Genomic DNA, 17,765 nt, shown 5'->3' on the forward strand with positions numbered 1-17,765 from the left:
ATCCTCTTAATTTAAAATAGTTTATTTCGGTAATTGATAATGAATTGGAACATCAACCCAACCTTCGACAGGTGTTTTACCTTTTAAGGCCGGTGAAAATTTCCATTGCTTTACTGTTCTTACAGCCACGCTGTCTAAAAGTTTTTTGCCGCTACTTTGTTTGACTGTTACGCTATCTGGGCTACCGTTTGGCAATACTTTGACCCTTAAAATCACCGCGCCTTCCCAACCACGTTCTAAGGCCTGTTCTGGGTACTCTGCTGCGGGGTTGCTTAGATAACCTGCATAACCCTTGGCTTCTGTCACAGGTAAATTGTCATCAGCAGGCTTCACTGGTTCTGCTGTTTTTGCAGCAGGTTCAGCGCTCAGTTTTTTGCTTACAACAGGTTCCTCAGTTTTTTGAACTGTGTCTTGCGCAATGGGTTTTACAATCGGTTTGGCTTGCTCCACAGTTTTTTGAACAGGTTTCGGCTGTTCGATAGGTTTCGCAATCGGTTTTGGTTTTTCGACCACAGGCGGAATTTTGGGTTTTTGCGTCACTGGTGGAATTTTAGGTTCAATGACTTTAGGTGGTTCCACTGGTTTGACAATTTCAATCACCACGGGTTCTGGCTTTGCAATGTCCAAAGCTGGTGTCGGTAATTGTTTTGCGATATACCAAATACCCAAATGTGCTGCAGCAACCGCAATGATCGCGATCCACAATTTATTCAATTTTGCTGGAGGTGATTGACTCACATCCAAATGATGTCGTGTAAATGGGTCTGATATGCCAGTTGCAGTTGAAGCAGATGCATATTGCCCAAATAGCAACGCCCGCTGATGGGGATTAAATATTCGTTCACTCATGGCAATTTAAACTAAAAAATAAAATACTGTATTGAAAATTGCACAAGTCATGCCAACAATATAAGCCACTAATTTTTATAAATTTAATTAAAAACACTCTTCGATTTGTCAGCAAAGCTGTTGGTTTTAAGACAGTTCTATGCTGTTGAAACAACAAGATCCCTCTGATATCTCAAAGGGATCTAAACTTATTATTTTAATTTATATCCAACCAAGGGTAAGACTTCTTCAGCAACCCGATATGCTTCTTCCAAATGTGGGTTACTGGCGAGAATAAAATGCCCAACACCAATGTCGATATATTCTTGTAAGCGCTGTGCCACTTGTTCATAGCTTCCCACTAAAATACAGTTTGGCCCACCCCTTACATTTGACATACCAGCCCAAACATTTGGACTGACAAATAAGTCTTCAAAACGATTGCCTTGTGCTAAGGCCTGCTGACGTTTTGCACCAACCGACTCAGTATCTTTACGTTCAAATGCATTGCTATCAACAGCGATGGTTTCATACATCTGTTTAAGCTCTTGAAACGCTTGTTCCTGTGTGGGGCGTGCCAAAATATCAATACGCATACCAAACTTTACCTTATGGTCTGGGGTATTTTGTGCAAGGAAGGATCGCGCCTGTTCAATCACTTTTTTCTGCTGTTCAACAGGTTCCCCCCAGGTTAAGTGGATATCGGCATGCCGACCTGCAACTTGCAGTGCCGCTGGACTTGCTCCCGCTAACCACAAACGAGGAACGTCATATTGATTCATTGGGTATTTCAAACCACCTTGTTCAACGTGGAAAAACTTTCCATCATAGTCAAAAGGTGCCTGATGCGAATACCCTTTTACAAACTCTAAAAATTCATTGGTTCGCGCATAGCGCTGATCATGTTCAATAAAATCACCATAGGCACGTTGCTGTGCCCCACCGCCACCTGAGATCACGTTCCATTCAACCCGTCCCTGACTGAGACGCTGCAAACTTGCTGCCATTTGGCTTGCGTATGCAGGATGGATAAACCAAGGTTGAATCGCAATCAATAGTCGGAGTCTTTTGGTTTCTCTTGCCAATGCCGATGCCAGCACCCACGGTTCTTCAGTATGTGGAAAAGCAGGAATCAATGCGCCGTGAAAACCCACGATATCTGCGGCTTTTGCTACCTGTTGTACATAATCATAGTAGGCAAACAATTCATCTTGATGTTGAGGTGCCACACGTTGAGGGGATTGTACTGCTGGGCCCAACTGGTTCCATTCACCTCGTGTATGTAACTGATGTGCTCGACGACCATCCCCATGCACAGGGATTCTCCATAAAAATTCAACAGACATAATACTTCTCAATAATTTAAAGGTTTTACACGCTATCGTGAGTGATACAACTCATGAGCAGAAACCATGCCGTTTTTTATTCAATATTGAATTCATCTATATTGTTGTTTTATCTAAATATTATAAAAACCCAGCTAAACATGGTGTTGAAATTTCAACACTTATCCATCCAATACTGTCGGTTTCACAACATAACCTGTTTGATCCATTCAAATAACACCAATCATAAAAACATAACAAACTGATTTATATAAAATAATTATTTTGGCTTGGTTCTTGCTCTATCCCCTTATATTTCTAGATTTTTATGATGATATGCGTATTTTTTCTGGTCTTTTTTTAAGTTTTAGTCTTTTAGGATTGGTTGCTTGTGGCGTACACAAAACCGAAGATCCAAACCAAAGTAAAACCAGTCAACAACAGCTTCGTATTGCGGTTGTGGCCAATGGAACTTCTGGCGGTCTGGACTTTATTGGTGTACCACAACTTATTGCACAGGACCCCATTTTTCTAAAAGCATTAAAGCAGAAAAATATTGAATTAAAGTGGGAACCTGTAACCACTGCGGCTGTGGCCACCTTAGTCAATGAAAGCTTTATCAACAATAAAATTGATTTTGCTTTTTATGGCAATCTTCCTGCGGTAGTACTCAATGCCACTGGTGTTAGAACACAAATTGTCGTCCCTGGCGGAGTCGGTAATAATGTTTATTTGGTGGTTCCAGCGGATTCACCCATCAAAACCATTGAGGACCTCAAAGGTAAAAAGATTGCCTTACATCGTGGTCGTCCTTGGGAAATTAATTTTGCTCAATTGATACAGAGCAAAGGTTTAAAGCTTAAAGATTTTCAAATCATCAATCTCAATCCACAGGCGGGAGCAGCTGCTTTATCCGCTAAAAGCGTCGATGCATTTTTTACCTTAAGTGATGCGCTCACTTTACAAGATCGCCATCTTGGCCAAATTATTTGGTCATCGCAAAGTCTACCCGCTGACTGGAAAATGCGTGCTGAACTATGGGGACGCAAGACTTATCTGGATCAACATCCAGACACCACCCAACTACTTGCTGATGCAACAGTACGGGCAATGCAGTGGATTTCACAGCATCAAGATGAATTTCAACAAAGCCAAACCAAATTTGGTCAGCCTCTAAGTGTGATTCAACGCGAAAGTCAAAATACCAGCAGTAACTGGCAACAAGATTGGTCACCTGAGTACCAAGTGGATTTTCTTAAACAGCATTATGCAAAAGTCATCGACCATGCTGTAAAAAACCAATTGATTCAAACGCCAATCAAAGCTGAAGAGTTGCTCAATGCTCATTTTACCCGTCAAGCCATTCAAAATTTACAACCACTTGATATTCAACATAAGCAAGGAAACTAGGTCATGAAAATCCTCGTAAATCCGCTTATCGAAAAAAAAATCGTGGCGATCAAAGCACCATTATGGAGGCGATTGTCTTCTGAGCAGGTCTATCGCTTGCTCTCATTCCTTTCACCCATCTTGGCGTTACTGGTTTGGCAATTGATTAGCTATTTACAGATTTTTCCAACCCAAATTTTAGTACCACCTATAACGGTATGGCAGACATTTCTTGCCTTATTGCAAAGTGGTGAACTACAACTGCATTTAAAAGATAGCCTTTCTCGACTGCTGATGGGTTTTTCAATTGCGGCCACCTGTGCGATTTTGTTTGGCATTGCCTATGCATCCCTCACCTCTTTCCGAAATTACACCTATATTTTGTTCAATATCCTTTATCAAATTCCAATCTTTGTGCTTATTCCTATTTTTATTTTGGTTTTTGGCATTGGTGAACTATTTAAAATTTTACTGATTATTAAAGCCTGTTTTTTCCCAATCGCACTCACAACTGCTGATGCTGTTAGAAATATTCCTAAAAAATATATTGAATTGGGCCAGATCTACAAACTAAAAACTCCAGCATGGTTGAGATACATCATCATCCCTTGCATCCTCCCACCATTAATCAGTGGACTGCGGATTGCTCTAGGTCGTGCTTGGTTGATTTTGGTGGCCGTTGAATTACTTGCTGCAGGCACTGGCATTGGTCAAATGATGGAGCTCGGACGACAAATGTTACGTTTAGACGTTGTCATGGTCGGAGTTTTTATTACAGGAATCATTGGTTTTGCTTTAGATAAAACTTTACGTCAGCTCGAACAATATCTTGTATCACCTGCATTGAGTTCAAGGGGGAAATAATGTCACAGCATCCACTGAACTTAAAAAGTGCTTTTGCGCAACCACTGATCTTGATCAAAGGTCTGCTGCTCCCGCTCCTTTTACTGGCTTTATGGCAATACAATTCAAGTTTAGGTGCCAGTCATGCCTATGCATTTGTGCCTTTACAGAAGGTGTATTTTGCTTTTATTCAGCTGCTTGAAACAGGTGAATTATGGTTAAACACATGGGGAAGTCTTAAAAAAGCTGGACTGGGGTTTTTACTTGGCTCGACAACAGGGCTACTACTCGGTGCCATACTTGCCTATTCAAAAATTTTAAATGCCTTGGTTTCACCATTATTTAATAGCATTCGCCAAGTACCCTTACTTGGTTTAACCCCATTGATTGCACTGTGGTTTGGCAATGGTGAGCAGGCAAAAATCTTTATTATTGCGCTTGCTTCTTTTTTCCCGATGGTGATCAACAGCTTTCAAGGGCTAAGTCATTATGACCAGAAATACAGTGAAGTCGCTCGTATTTACAAATTATCTTTTTGGCAGGAATTTAAAAAAATCCGTTTCCCTCAAGCTCTCCCATATATTTTAACGGGGTTGAATTTAGCGGTGCCTTTTACATGGATTACCACAACTGCCAGTGAGCTGTTATTCAATGCTGGTGCAGGCTTAGGCAATTTAATGATGCAAGCTGAAATCAATGCCGAAATGGATATTTTGTTGGTGTGTGCAATCACGGTCACACTCAGCGGTATTGGCATGACGCTTTGTATTCACTTGATTTCTAAACGACTACTGCAATGGCGTGTTTAACTGAATCACCCATCTCATCAGGATATTGATATGAGCTTTTCCTTACTCTCGATTAAAAAACTCAATAAATCATTTTATCGAGATCAACAAACTTTCACCGTATTAGATGGTATTCATCTCGATATTCAACAAGGAGAATTTATTTCTATTGTCGGAAGCAGTGGCTGTGGTAAATCGACCTTGTTGCGCTTAATTGCAGGATTAGATAAAGACTATCAAGGTGAGATTTTACTGAATCAAACACCAATACAAGGGACAGATTTAAAACGAGGTTTAATTTTTCAGGAGCACCGTCTATTGCCTTGGCTCAGTGTTTCCGAAAATATTCATTTAGCGCTCGAAGAAACCGACTTAAGCCGTGCCGAAAAAAATGCCCGTGTGGCAGAACATCTTACAATGGTGGGTTTAAAAGGTTTTGAAAATGCTTATCCACATGAGCTATCGGGTGGTATGGCGCAGCGGGTAGCGATTGCAAGAGGCTTGGTTAATCAGCCTGATATTTTACTTTTAGATGAACCCTTTGGTGCTTTAGATGCAATTACACGTAGCCATCTGCAAACTGAATTACAACGTATTTGGCAAGATCAAAAGATCACTATGATTCTAGTTACACATGATATAGAAGAAGCGGTTTATCTGGGTGATCGCGTGATCGTAATGTCTGCTCGACCAGGAAAAATTAAAGAAATCATTCAAGTTCCTTTGACCCATCCAAGACATAAAGACAGCGAATTATTATTTAACTATCGTAATCAAGCACTCAATATGCTGGACCATAGCGCATAATGAAATCGAATATTCATCGATATAAATATTATTTAGAAAATATATTCAAGCATGATATTTATATCAACAAGTTTTAAATTATTAAGGAAATATGAAATGGGTTTATCAATTTGGCATATATTATTATTTGCCGTGATCGTTATTTTATTATTTGGTACATCAAAACTTAAAAACTTAGGTAAGGATTTAGGTGGTGCAATTAAAGATTTTAAAGACTCGGTTCATTCTGATGATCAAAAACTGTCTGAAACAAATCAGCCTAAAGAAATTCATCATCTCGATTTAAATAAAGAAAAAAACACTAACCGGTGAGTACTAAATCATTATGTTCAATATCAGTTTTGGTGAACTCTTGGCTTTTGCTGTTATTGCACTGATTATATTGGGACCTGAAAAGCTCCCTCAAACATTAAGGGTGGGATTACTTAAATATAGAGCCCTTAAAAATAACCTTAACAAAATCCAGCTAGAGTTAGAAAATGAACTGGAATTGCTTGAACTAAAAAGGATCATGCAAGAAGAGCTGCTCAAAATAAAACAAAACGAAGAGCTGCTCAAACAGCAGCTTGCACAAATGCAACACGAAATCCAAAGTGTACATAGCGCTGTTGCTATAGCACATCAAGCGCCTCCTTATCCCACACATGATTATGTTTATCAAATCTCTGCGCGTGAATTAAAAGTACCCTTTTTAATTTACACAACATCATCCAATATCTTGCGTGAGGATCAAGCTGCATGACCCAACAAATACTCAGTGAAACACTCACTGAAATGAAATATAGCGAACATTTAAAAGAGCTTAGAAAGCGTTTGATCTATAGCATTGCTACAGTCTTAACTATTTTTTTACTATTATTGCCCCTTGCACAACACAATTATCATTTTCTGGCTCAACCCTTAATATCCCGATTGCCAAAAAATTCAACCATGATAGCTACAGATGTGATGAGTACATTTTTAGCGCCCTTTAAACTCAATATTTATTTTGCAATTTTATTGGCGATTCCCTTTATTCTTTATCAATTCTGGCGCTTTATTGCACCTGCTCTATATCAAAGTGAAAGAAAATTTGGCGTGGCGCTTGTACTCTCCAGCATCGGTTTATTTTATCTTGGCCTATTATTTGCCTATTATTTGATTCTGCCTTTGGCGTTAAACTTCTTTGTCTTAGCTTCACCAGATAATGTTTTACCGATGACTGATATCAACAGTTATCTTGATTTCTGTCTCAAGCTTTTTCTGGCTTTTGGTATCGCCTTTCAAATCCCTGTACTCACCTATATTCTTATTTTTATTGGTATTCTTTCTATTCAACAATTGGAACATTACCGTAAACACATCATTGTTTTGTTTTTCTTTATCGCAATGTTTATTACACCCCCTGATATTTTTAGCATGCTTGCACTGGCAGTACCAATGTGGCTTTTGTTTGAACTTGGTTTATGGATCACAAAAATGACCAGCCCAAAATAAAACATCCATGGGTAAAATGGATGTTTCTATTGCACAGCCCAATTAAACAATTTCATTTTTATTTGGTAATAAATTATATCTTGATAACAAATTACGTAAAACATTGCGCGACAGTCCTAACATTTTTGCAGTCTTAACCTGATTATTCCAGCAACTTGAAAAAGCGGTATTGACGATTTTATCTTCAATGATGTGCCATGCTTCACCATCATATTCTTGAAATAAACGCTTGAGTACATCCTCAAACTCTTGAATCAAATCATTATCTGGTAAAACGCTTGAGCCACCCTCCTCTGAAAACCTTAAATGTTCAATATCAATGGTTTTGCCACCACTGATGAGCAGTGCATAATGGATATTATTTTCAAGCTCACGGATATTTCCCGGCCAACTATAGTTGAGTAGCGCATTTCTGGCGCGATCACTGATGTTGGGTTTCGGCGTAATCATCTTTTGTGAATAGGAGTTTAAGAAAAAATCCACCAAAGGCAAAATGTCACCCTTACGCTCTCGCAATGGTAAAATATTTAGCACAACCACATTTAGGCGATAGTATAAATCTAAACGGAATTTATTTTCCGCAACAGCTTTACGCAAATCAACATGTGTACCAGACAAGATGCGTACATTAATCGGGATCGGTTTACGTCCACCGACCCGAACAACTTCCTTTTCTTGCAATACACGTAACAGTTTTACTTGCAAAGACAACGGCAACTCACCCACTTCATCTAAGAACAAAGTTCCGCCGTCGGCTGTTTCAAAAATACCAGGGCGTGTCTTATGCGCACCCGTAAATGCGCCTGCTTCATAACCAAACAATTCAGATTCTGCAAGTGTTTCAACTAAAGCACCACAATTGACAGCAAGAAACGGCTTATTTTGGCGATCACTTTTCAAATGAATTTCACGTGCGATTAATTCTTTACCTGTACCTGATTCACCTTGGATGATCACACTGGCAGAACTTGGTGCAATGGTTTCAACTTGGCTTAATAGCTTACGAGAGTTTTGATCAGAAAATATAATCGCTTTTGCTCTTATTGGCTTAATTGGCACACCATTATCAGGCAAGGTAATTACTTTATAATCATTATCCAAATAGGATTTCATAATTAACCCTTTAAATAGCTGAGGAGGATATTAAAATAGAATAGTACAATTCTATTACAAAGCTGATAAATAATAATTACAGATATTTAATCCTAAATTTATATATTGAATGATTTAATAGGCGTTTTTGCTTATGCATTTATAATCAATATATTTCTATTTTTATGCAATGTTGCTTTTTAAACAATATGTCTGTCAATTGATCATATATAAACAGCTTACAATAATATTTTTGAAAAAATTATATATTTTATCTCCCCTCACTATTTGGCATCTATTTTGCTCTTTTATTTAAAATTTACAGCATAGGTTAAATGATGAGCATAGAGTTTGTGGGTATGGTTTTTCCAAATCAATGGTCTGAAACCAAAGGAACCCGAATTGGTCATAAAATTGATCTCGAATATTTACGTTATCATGCCCGTGCACATGAATATGCAGGCTTTGATAAAGTTTTAATCGCCAATGGACCAAGTAGCCCTGATAGTACCCAAATCGCAGCTTATCTGGCACAACAGACTGAACGACTTGGATTTATGATTGCACATCGCCCTGCGCTGATGACGCCTAATCTAGCTGCACGTTCCTTTGCGACACTGGACCATACCACTGGCTGAGGACGCATTCGTTTACATGCCATTACGGGAATTACCGCTGAACCGCAAGAAGGTGATGATATTGTTGATAAAATTCAACGTTATGAACGCACAGGTGAATATCTAGATATCATCCAAAAGCTTTGGAAAAGTAAGCAACCGATTCACTATGAAGGCAAATACTTTAAGCTGGAAAATGCTTTCTGCCCTTTAAAACCGGTCAATGGAACTTCTATTCCGATTTCATTCGGTGGTTCTTCGGATATTGCCTACGATATCGCTGTGCGTCATGCAGATCTTTATTCGCTTTGGGGTGAGCCTTTAGCGGGCGTGAAAGAGCAGATAAATAAACTTAAAAAGGCAGCAGAAGCAGCCAATAAACCCCAGCCGCAGGTCAGTTTATCAGTACGTCTTATTATTGGGCCAACAGAACAACTCGCATGGCAACGTGCACAACAAATTTTAGCTGATATTCAGCAAAATCCAACCTTCCAAAATAATGGCTCACTTTCGGGACATAAAATTAAAGGCGTAGGTTCACAACGGTTACTGGCAGCAGCACAACAAGGTGATCGCCATGACCGAGCCTTATGGATGCCAACTGCAAGCGCAGTTGGGGCCTATGGTGATACCACCGCCCTTGTCGGAACGCCTGATACGATTATTGCCGCATTACTTGATTATGTAGATCTGGGCGTCACCACCTTTTTAAATCGTGGTTATGATCCAATTTACGATACTGTGGACTATGGTCGTTATATTATTCCTGCGGTACGAGATGAGGCGGCCAAGCGAAACAAACAGATTGCCTAAGTCCTCAAGCTAAATAAAAACCGCTCATTTAATCGGATTGAATGAGCGGTTTTTTATTGCTTGCTAATTTAAGGTCTTGTCATAACCATGAGCATCATTATGAGGGATGGTTATTTTCTTCTGATTTTCTATTGTAAATCTGGTTTGCAAATGGACTGAATCTTCTCCCCTGCAATCACCTTTTTGGCAAATGGAATAGAATCTTGTAGGGAAGCATTCACTGTCTCACTATGTCCCAATCCATGATACAAATGCCCTTCAACGACTGTACCTGCCTTACATGCATCCGCCACCAACTTCATTTGATTCCGTGCATCTGGTGTACGATCATTTGCCCCAGTGCCAATAAATAATGGATGATTGATTTTTAAGGTCGGGTAATAACCATAATCATTGGATTGTTTTTCCTGTAATTTTTTATAGATCGATGGTGGATTCGCCTTATAGGCTTGCGCAGGTGAAAGTCCTGCTGTTTGAATATCTCCCATAAAACTGGTCAAACAGGCATTTCTTGCTTGTTCCACCAAAGGCACTGCTTCAGCGGTAAAAATATCTTCAGTTTTGATTTCAGGAAATAAGCTTTGCGTCACTAAAAAACTATAAATACCATATGCTAAGGATGGACTGACTTCATAAGGATTTAACTTTAACTGATTCTTTTCAGCTGTTGCCTCTGGGTCCTGATAAATCACCCCTGTGCCAATAGATCCTTTAATATTTAACTCTGGTGCATAGGTTGCTGAATAAGCTGAAGCTGAAACAGCCCCCGCCCCACCTTGAGATTGCCCCACAATAACAAAACGATTTGCTAGAGGTAATTTCGTTTTAAGCGCAGCTCGACCGCTGTCTAAAATACTATAAGCAAGCATTGGATTATTGATCAGCAAGTGCGGGCCAGCCACACCAAGTCCTTCATAGTCAGTTGCTACTACAGCGAATCCTTCTTTTAACCATCGGTTTAAATATTGTACATCTCGATAAGATCGTCCATTCCAAGAAGGTGCGCAGGCATCTGCTAGACCAACCGTACCATGTGCCCATAACACAACAGGCCAACCTTCTTTCGGTGGCGTACCTTTAGGAAGATGTACTGTCCCAGAAACCACAATGGGGGTCTTACTATCCCTTCCACTTGTTGAACTATATAAAATACGAATGGCCGTACTATCATTGTCCAAACGGATATAAGGGTTGCTGATGTCCTCTGTCTTTAACAGTTTTCCAGCTTGTTCTGGAATCGCAGCTTTCCATGTATAAAATGCTGAAACACGTCCATCCCCATAACGATCTTCAGGCTGTGGGGCTTGCTGGGCATTTGCCATTCCAGCAGACGTTAGTATGCTTGCGACAAAAACGGATTTAACCACATTAGATATAAAAGTATTTTGCATTTTCATGACATCAAAACCTATTTGAAACCTATTTAAAAACTGTTTTGAAAATTTATTTTTTAATTTAAAAGTCGTAACTTACACGGCTATATAAATACGTTCCAAAGGCACCTTCTGGCGCATTAAAACTGTATTTGACGATGTTCCCTACAGATGAGTCTTTAGCTTTGTCTGGGTAACTGTTAAATAAATTATTTGCGCCCAGATTGAATTTTAGCCCTTTTACCCACGCATCTGCTTTGTAGCCAAAGTCCAAATCAGCAATCCATTGCGGATCAAAGGTCTGATCCAATGAAGTATTGGTATTATTTAAAGTAGTCCATTTATCATAACGACGGACTGCGGCATTGATACTCCACGCTTGATTTGACCAAAGTGCCCCCAATGCTAATTTGGTTTTTGGCGCTGTAGATTCAATTAGGCTTTGGGTATTTCGACCTGCAATACTGGAGACTGGAATTCTCTCACCTTTTGCAGTGATTGAGTCTCGGCTGTCAGTGATTTTATTTTTATGATAAGCCAAGCCTAAATTCAGCTTTAACTTGCCATATTGTTCAAGATCAAGATCATGTTTTAATGCGAACTCCAAACCACGCGTTTGCGTATCTAATAAATTATTAAAAAACGCCACATTGGCAATATTTGCATACGGCGTATTTGCAAAAGCATTATTGATCACGCTGCCAGTAATATTGTCAGAAAGTAAAATACGATTTCGAATATCGATTTGATAAAGATCTAAAGTTGCAGAGGTATTGATAAATGGTTTGAGTACCAAACCTAAAGAATAATTGGTCGATTTCTCAGGCTTAAGTGAAGTTCCACCAATCAGTAAAGCCGCTTCACTTCCCGCAACTAAAGTCCTCTGCTGTACATCTTGCCAACCTGTCGGAGTTTGCACCGTTTGTACACTATAAGCGGAGTATCCTTGCTGGGCTAATGACGGTGCGCGATAACCTGTATTGACAGATCCACGAAGGGTCAACTGCGGAGAGATATCATATTTGGCAAAGAGTTTGCCGTTGGTTGTCGAGCCAAAGTCTGAATATTTTTCTGTTCGAATAGCAGCACCAACATTTAAATCTTTTACAATATCGGCTTCGAGATCCAAATAAATGCCGTACACATCTCGACTAATTTTACGTTGGTCTTGATCTGTAATACCCGCGTATATACCTGGGATACCCGTACCTAAAGCCGTACTTGGATTAAAATAGGGTCCACGGGTATAAGCAATGGGGTCGCCTGCATTTTGTTTATATTGTTCCCAACGGTATAGCGCTCCCGTCGAAACAGTCAATGGACTGGCTAAACCATCAATTGTAAAATCACGACTATAGTCCAGTCCTGTATTGAGTTGGGCAAAAAGGTTTTCCCCTAAATCATAATGAGAGGGGGAATCTGCACCATAACTTGGGTTAATACCATTGCCTTGTTCAGTGCTGACTTTGTTTTGTCCATAAGTGGCATACAGGTCATATTTTCCTGAAGTCTGGTTGCCTTGTTTAACCCCAAACGTGGTCGCAAAGTCATCCACACTGACTAAACTCAAAGGTGAGCGTCCATCAGGATAACGTTGCTTAAAATAACTGGATTGATTCAGTACTGTTTTGGTGGTTGGAGGTTCATAAAAATTTTCCCCGATGGTCTTACGATGCCCATAACTACTAAAACCATACAAGGCAATTTCATCAGTTAAAGGTAAATCTAAATTCGCAGTGATATTGATTTGGTCTTTTTGTTCAGGAGAACCAAATTTCCAAGTTCTAAATGGTGTGTTCTGCTCGGTATATTGGGCTTTGGTTGAACCATCATAAAATGTTCGCGTATCTGGTGCAGTGTTACTTGCAGCTTCACGCTTTCCTAAATCTACGGCAACAGTTAAAGCACCATCATTGGGTAATTCAAAGCCTTTCCAAAGATTGATTTTATGCTGTTCACCATCCCCTTGTGTATAGCCTCCAGTTTGATAACTCACGCCACCACCATGATCACGTGATTTCAATATAATGTTAACCACGCCCGCGATCGCGTCAGAACCATATTGAGCTGCGGCACCATCTCGTAAAATCTCTATACGTTCAATGGCACTAATCGGGATTAGGCTTAAATCTGTTACCGCAGCACCTCTCCCTCCAGCATACGCTTGTCGAGTGAAGTAAGCCGCTGTATGGCGACGTTTACCATTGATCAAAATTAAGGTTTGATCTGCAGATAAACCTCGCAATGCAATACTCGGCGGCACCGATGCACCGAAACCACCCGCAGGTGATGTTGGTAAACTCACTGACGGCGATAAGCGTGTTAATGCAGCTGCAAGATCACCTGCCCCTGTTTCTTGTAGTTCTTTGGCTGTCACAATGTCTACTGGAGCAGGAGCCTCTAAAGCACTATTGATAGCTCGCCGAGAACCCGTTACAACAACTGATTGCAATGTCACGACATCCTCTTTTTCTGATACAGGCCTTTGTTCATTTGCCAAAGTGATTGAGGCGGTAAGTGTACTGAACGCAAAAACAGAAGAATGAAGAATGAATTGAGAAAAATATGTACGCATATAAGCTTCCTTAACGATCTGCACCGATATAGCAAAGCCAATGCCAAAATTTTTATTATTGAATATCAAAAACTTGTCATTAAAAATAAAAAAATCATTGTTTATATTTAAACAATGATTCGAAAAAATGTTTATAAAACCACAGATTTGCTAGTGGCGCATAAGCTTATACAAGTTGATTGTGTAAATAAGATTGATACAACTGATAGTAAGATTGTTGCTGTTGAATCAGTTGTTCATGAGAACCTTGTTCCACTACAGCCCCATTCTCAATCACCACAATTTTGTCTGCTTCTTGAATGGTACTTAAGCGATGTGCGATCACAATACAGGTTCTATTTTTACATAAGCGTCGAAGGGCATATTGGATTTTCTGTTCCGTATAAATATCAATCGCAGAGGTCGCTTCATCTAAAATTAAAATTTTAGGATCAGCCAAATATGCACGTGCCAGACAAACAAGTTGGCGTTGCCCATGACTTAAATTTTTTCCGAGTGTTCCAACTTCAGTAAAATAACCATGAGGAAGCTGTCCTAGAATATCATCTGCACCAAGTTCTTCAATCGCCTGAATCAGTTGTTGATCTGTAGCTTCGGGTTGAATTAAACGTAAATTGTCTAAAATTGTGCCGCTAAACAAGACATTGTCCTGTAAAACAATACTGACATTTTGTCTTAAACTGTCCAGATGGATATCCTGTATCGGATAACGGTCTAAGAAAATCCCCCCCTGCTGCGGCTCATAAAACCGTGTCAGTAACTGAACGATGGTGCTTTTACCATGACCTGTAGGCCCCACGATCGCAACCACCGTTCCAGCGTCGATCTCTAAATCAAAATTTTGTAAAACAGCTTTAGTGGTATAAGCAAAATCTACAGACTGAAAACGAATATGCCCGTTAAGTTGCCCTAATTTCAACGCATGTGGTGCATCTTGAATGCTAGATTGGGTATCTAAAAGTAGAAATATCCGTTGTGCACACGCTGCACCATTGGCATAACGCTCAAATAAATCGGTCAATTCCTGTAAAGGTGACAAGAATAAAAACACGTAAAAAATACTTTCGGCAAACTGTCCAATACTGATGACACCTTCACTATAAGCATAACTTCCAATCACAATAAAAGCCGCGGTTGCCACTGTCGAAAGCAATCCAGTAAATGGGGCAAACCAGCTGGTCCGCTTACTTCCATAAATAATAGAATCATTAAAATCTTTTAAGAGCTGCTGATAGCGCTGTTGATTGGTTTCACTATAATTCAATTGCTGAATAATTTTGGCGCCATTTACCGTTTCAACCAAATGTGCAGTAAATCGACTGCGTTCTTCGGCAACCCGTCCCCAATGCCGTTGTGATGACTTTTTAAATATTGCAGTCATTGTCAATAAAATCGGCAAAGTTGCAAATAAACACCAGAAAAATGGCGGATAGATATGCCACAAAAGCACAGATGCTAATCCGCAACGTAAAATCGCAGAAAGTAGTTCAGGTGGTCCTTGTATCAATACTGGTTCTAAAGTATCCACATCACGATCCGCTCGTGAAATAATTCGGCCAGCTTTAGTTCGATCAAAATAACCTATATTTAAAGCTTGAATATGTTGAAATAATGAACGTCTTAGATCATTAATGACGCTTAAAGCCGCTTGACCAGATAAGTATTTTGATACACCCGCTAATCCAAAACGACACACCCAACTGAATGCCAGAATAGCAATTGCTATAAAAAGTACTGGCTGATACAGCACCAGTTTCCCAGTCACTTGCTGAAATCCAGAATCTAAAATGTACTTGACTGCCCATGGACGTACAAAGATGCTCAGCACTTGTAAGATCTCTACTGAGATCATGGCCAGAATTAAATAACGAATCGGATAAAGCAAAGGAATGAGTTTTTTTAACATTCCGCGATGTAGCGCGGTTTTTGCTAAGTTTTCTTCGATCTGCAGATCAGAGATTTTCGCCAGCGGACGGAAATTTTTAACCGTGGTATTCATGCTTGAATCTCCTGTTGCGCTTTCTGAAAGCCCATCAACTCCCGATAAAATACGCAATGCTGGAGCAATTCTGTGTGGCTCCCTTGAGCAAGAATTTGTCCCTGATCTAATACGATAATGCGATCTGATAAAGAAATCGTGGTCTGTTTATTTGAATTGATCAGAATGGTTCTTTTGAGCTGATTTTTATTATCAGCCAAGCCTGATAAACGCTGTAACACCTGTTTTTCTGTAGTGGAATCTAAAGCACTGGTTGAATCATCAAGCGCCAAGATTGGCGAGTTTTTTAAAATTGACCGTGCCAGTGCAATCCGTTGTTTTTGCCCTCCAGATAAGGTGACTCCCTTGTCCCCTATTCGTGTCTCCAGACCAGCATCGAGACGCTGTAATAGTTCAGATGCTGAAGCCAAATGCAACGCGTCTCGCATCTCCTGTTCAGTCGCATCCTGTTTGGCTATTTTTAAGTTATCCGCCAAGGTTCCTGAGAAAAAGAAATTATCTTGCGGAATAATCTGAACCATATGACGTAAGTTAACCAAACTCAGATCTTTAAGATTGAGCCAACCGCGTTGATCTGAACCAATCCAGACCTGCCCTGCGGTTGGATCGATAAAACGATTCAGCAAGTTCATCAGTGTGGTTTTACCCGCACCAGTTTTCCCTACAATGGTGACGATTTCACCTGCTCGGAATTCAACATTGCACTGTTTTAAAATATACTTTTCTGTGCTTCGATCCTGAAAACTGACATTTTCCAGTCGAATATTTAAACCTTCATCCCCATCAGCATCCCCTTGTAGTGGCAAAGCATGTGCAGCATCTACAATTGCCGATTTCTCATCTAGCATTTGCCATATTCGAGTTGCCGATGAACGTGCATCTGCAAAAATATGTAAGACCTGTCCAATACTTTCAATCCGAAACACCAATAAATTTGCCATAAGTACAGCAGCTACAAATTGCCCAATCTGTAATTGATTTTGTCCAATTAAGTAGCCACCAAACCCAATCACCCATAAGTAGGAACAGGCAATAATCATTTGAGGAATCGGTAAGCGTTGTGCACTGGTGCGAATGGTTTGAATGGAATGACGAATAAAGCTATCAACCGCAGCATTAAAACGTTGTAAGAGCCTTTCCTCAAGTTGAAAGGCTTTGACCACTCGAATACCATTGACGCTTTCAGCCAAAGTATCACTGACTTTTTCATAGGCATAGGCAACTTGATGATCCAGCACCACCAACTGATTGGTCAGTTTAAACAGCACAGCTAGGCCTAGAAAAATAAAAATAAGCGGAACGATCCCCAACCAAGGATGATACCAACACAACAATCCAACTGTTGCGGCGACCACTAGACTGGATTCAAACACTTGTCGCCAAAAATTAATTAAAGCTTCTTTTAATTTATCTGAATCTCGGGTGGTTCTTGATAAAACTTCACCTAATCCGTGTTTCCAGTGCCATGAAACATCTAAATGCTGGACCTGGCTAAAGATTCTTTCTCTTAAAATACTTAACAATTGCTGTCCAATCGTCAAGGCACTTAAACCCGCTAAATATTGAATAATGGCACGAAGTAAAGCGATACTCGTTAGTAGAATAAACCAAAACCACGGATTTAACGGATCTGTAAAAGCATGTTGAAATAAACTTTCAGGTTGGCTGTGTTTTAGCGTATCAATCGCATGTCCGATTGAATATTGCTGTAGTGCTAAGCCAAAATTGGCAAGGACAAATAATGTTGCCGTCAATACAAAGCGAAATGGCATAAAACGATATAAGGCCAAACTTCGCAACAGTGGATAATTTTTAAACATAAAAATAAAACAACAACTAA

General features: G+C 39.8%; 14 protein-coding genes and 1 pseudogene. 8 read left to right on the top strand and 7 right to left on the bottom strand.

The genetic code is table 11. The annotated features are described in order from the left end of the window. Positions 1-21 precede the first annotated feature (21 nt). Positions 22-849 carry an energy transducer TonB gene (locus tag AS4_RS16405; RefSeq protein ID WP_096734861.1) on the bottom strand — a complete coding sequence of 276 codons (828 nt, stop codon included), beginning with the start codon at positions 847-849 and terminating at the stop codon, positions 22-24. A gap of 191 nt (positions 850-1,040) precedes the next feature. Next, complete coding sequence (locus AS4_RS16410) at positions 1,041-2,174, bottom strand: LLM class flavin-dependent oxidoreductase (RefSeq protein ID WP_096734862.1); 1,134 nt, start codon at positions 2,172-2,174, stop codon at positions 1,041-1,043. A gap of 315 nt (positions 2,175-2,489) precedes the next feature. Between AS4_RS16410 and AS4_RS16415 the strand changes: the two genes are divergently transcribed. From AS4_RS16415 to tatC, 7 genes are all read left to right on the top strand, one after another. Further along, complete coding sequence (locus AS4_RS16415; protein ID WP_096734863.1) at positions 2,490-3,563, top strand: ABC transporter substrate-binding protein; 1,074 nt, start codon at positions 2,490-2,492, stop codon at positions 3,561-3,563. Between the two features lie 3 nt (positions 3,564-3,566). Beyond that, positions 3,567-4,406 carry an ABC transporter permease gene (locus AS4_RS16420; RefSeq protein ID WP_096734864.1) on the top strand — a complete coding sequence of 280 codons (840 nt, stop codon included), beginning with the start codon at positions 3,567-3,569 and terminating at the stop codon, positions 4,404-4,406. Then, positions 4,406-5,194: an ABC transporter permease gene (locus tag AS4_RS16425; RefSeq protein ID WP_096734865.1), complete on the top strand. Its 789-nt coding sequence runs from the start codon at positions 4,406-4,408 to the stop codon at positions 5,192-5,194. The genes AS4_RS16420 and AS4_RS16425 overlap by 1 nt, the downstream gene beginning before the upstream one ends. Positions 5,195-5,224: 30 nt before the next feature. After that, positions 5,225-5,980, top strand: coding sequence for an ABC transporter ATP-binding protein (locus tag AS4_RS16430; RefSeq protein WP_004717493.1), 756 nt, complete (start codon positions 5,225-5,227; stop codon positions 5,978-5,980). 96 nt (positions 5,981-6,076) lie between these two features. Further along, complete coding sequence (locus AS4_RS16435) at positions 6,077-6,292, top strand: Sec-independent protein translocase subunit TatA (RefSeq protein ID WP_004823388.1); 216 nt, start codon at positions 6,077-6,079, stop codon at positions 6,290-6,292. A gap of 13 nt (positions 6,293-6,305) precedes the next feature. After that, positions 6,306-6,722 carry a Sec-independent protein translocase protein TatB gene (gene tatB / locus AS4_RS16440; protein WP_004823389.1) on the top strand — a complete coding sequence of 139 codons (417 nt, stop codon included), beginning with the start codon at positions 6,306-6,308 and terminating at the stop codon, positions 6,720-6,722. Beyond that, positions 6,719-7,456 carry a twin-arginine translocase subunit TatC gene (tatC, locus tag AS4_RS16445; protein ID WP_096734866.1) on the top strand — a complete coding sequence of 246 codons (738 nt, stop codon included), beginning with the start codon at positions 6,719-6,721 and terminating at the stop codon, positions 7,454-7,456. The genes tatB and tatC overlap by 4 nt, the downstream gene beginning before the upstream one ends. A gap of 42 nt (positions 7,457-7,498) precedes the next feature. On the opposite strand, the gene AS4_RS16450 is transcribed toward tatC, so the two are convergent. Further along, positions 7,499-8,569 carry a sigma-54 interaction domain-containing protein gene (locus AS4_RS16450; RefSeq protein ID WP_004717502.1) on the bottom strand — a complete coding sequence of 357 codons (1,071 nt, stop codon included), beginning with the start codon at positions 8,567-8,569 and terminating at the stop codon, positions 7,499-7,501. Positions 8,570-8,886: 317 nt separating this feature from the next. Here AS4_RS16450 and AS4_RS16455 point away from each other — a divergent pair. Further along, positions 8,887-9,978: pseudogene (locus AS4_RS16455) on the top strand (LLM class flavin-dependent oxidoreductase). Between the two features lie 128 nt (positions 9,979-10,106). On the opposite strand, the gene AS4_RS16460 reads toward AS4_RS16455, so the two are convergent. The 4 genes from AS4_RS16460 to AS4_RS16475 all read right to left on the bottom strand — a co-directional run bounded on the left by AS4_RS16460 (position 10,107) and on the right by AS4_RS16475 (position 17,745). Continuing rightward, positions 10,107-11,369, bottom strand: coding sequence for a lipase family protein (locus AS4_RS16460; protein WP_267965726.1), 1,263 nt, complete (start codon positions 11,367-11,369; stop codon positions 10,107-10,109). Positions 11,370-11,433: 64 nt separating this feature from the next. Continuing rightward, a complete protein-coding gene (locus tag AS4_RS16465; RefSeq protein WP_096734867.1) occupies positions 11,434-13,926 on the bottom strand; it encodes a TonB-dependent receptor plug domain-containing protein in 2,493 nt (830 codons plus the stop codon). A gap of 166 nt (positions 13,927-14,092) precedes the next feature. Next, positions 14,093-15,925, bottom strand: coding sequence for an ABC transporter ATP-binding protein (locus AS4_RS16470; protein ID WP_096734868.1), 1,833 nt, complete (start codon positions 15,923-15,925; stop codon positions 14,093-14,095). Beyond that, the gene (locus AS4_RS16475) at positions 15,922-17,745 is read right to left on the bottom strand and encodes an ABC transporter ATP-binding protein (protein ID WP_096734869.1); all 1,824 of its coding nucleotides are present in this window, start codon (positions 17,743-17,745) and stop codon (positions 15,922-15,924) included. Before AS4_RS16475 ends, AS4_RS16470 begins: the two co-directional genes overlap by 4 nt. Positions 17,746-17,765 lie beyond the last annotated feature (20 nt).

It is taken from the genome of Acinetobacter guillouiae, from assembly GCF_002370525.2.
Taxonomy (GTDB): domain Bacteria; phylum Pseudomonadota; class Gammaproteobacteria; order Pseudomonadales; family Moraxellaceae; genus Acinetobacter; species Acinetobacter guillouiae.

What these genes read in the sequence shown, in the direction of transcription:
- tatB (WP_004823389.1), top strand. Translation starts at nt 6,306, where the DNA reads ATGTTCAATATCAGTTTTGGTGAACTCTTGGCTTTTGCTGTTATTGCA.
- AS4_RS16430 (WP_004717493.1), top strand. Translation starts at nt 5,225, where the DNA reads ATGAGCTTTTCCTTACTCTCGATTAAAAAACTCAATAAATCATTTTAT.
- tatC (WP_096734866.1), top strand. Translation starts at nt 6,719, where the DNA reads ATGACCCAACAAATACTCAGTGAAACACTCACTGAAATGAAATATAGC.
- AS4_RS16450 (WP_004717502.1), bottom strand. Translation starts at nt 8,569, where the DNA reads ATGAAATCCTATTTGGATAATGATTATAAAGTAATTACCTTGCCTGAT.
- AS4_RS16420 (WP_096734864.1), top strand. Translation starts at nt 3,567, where the DNA reads ATGAAAATCCTCGTAAATCCGCTTATCGAAAAAAAAATCGTGGCGATC.
- AS4_RS16415 (WP_096734863.1), top strand. Translation starts at nt 2,490, where the DNA reads ATGCGTATTTTTTCTGGTCTTTTTTTAAGTTTTAGTCTTTTAGGATTG.
- AS4_RS16460 (WP_267965726.1), bottom strand. Translation starts at nt 11,369, where the DNA reads ATGCAAAATACTTTTATATCTAATGTGGTTAAATCCGTTTTTGTCGCA.
- AS4_RS16405 (WP_096734861.1), bottom strand. Translation starts at nt 849, where the DNA reads ATGAGTGAACGAATATTTAATCCCCATCAGCGGGCGTTGCTATTTGGG.
- AS4_RS16435 (WP_004823388.1), top strand. Translation starts at nt 6,077, where the DNA reads ATGGGTTTATCAATTTGGCATATATTATTATTTGCCGTGATCGTTATT.
- AS4_RS16425 (WP_096734865.1), top strand. Translation starts at nt 4,406, where the DNA reads ATGTCACAGCATCCACTGAACTTAAAAAGTGCTTTTGCGCAACCACTG.
- AS4_RS16465 (WP_096734867.1), bottom strand. Translation starts at nt 13,926, where the DNA reads ATGCGTACATATTTTTCTCAATTCATTCTTCATTCTTCTGTTTTTGCG.
- AS4_RS16475 (WP_096734869.1), bottom strand. Translation starts at nt 17,745, where the DNA reads ATGTTTAAAAATTATCCACTGTTGCGAAGTTTGGCCTTATATCGTTTT.
- AS4_RS16470 (WP_096734868.1), bottom strand. Translation starts at nt 15,925, where the DNA reads ATGAATACCACGGTTAAAAATTTCCGTCCGCTGGCGAAAATCTCTGAT.
- AS4_RS16410 (WP_096734862.1), bottom strand. Translation starts at nt 2,174, where the DNA reads ATGTCTGTTGAATTTTTATGGAGAATCCCTGTGCATGGGGATGGTCGT.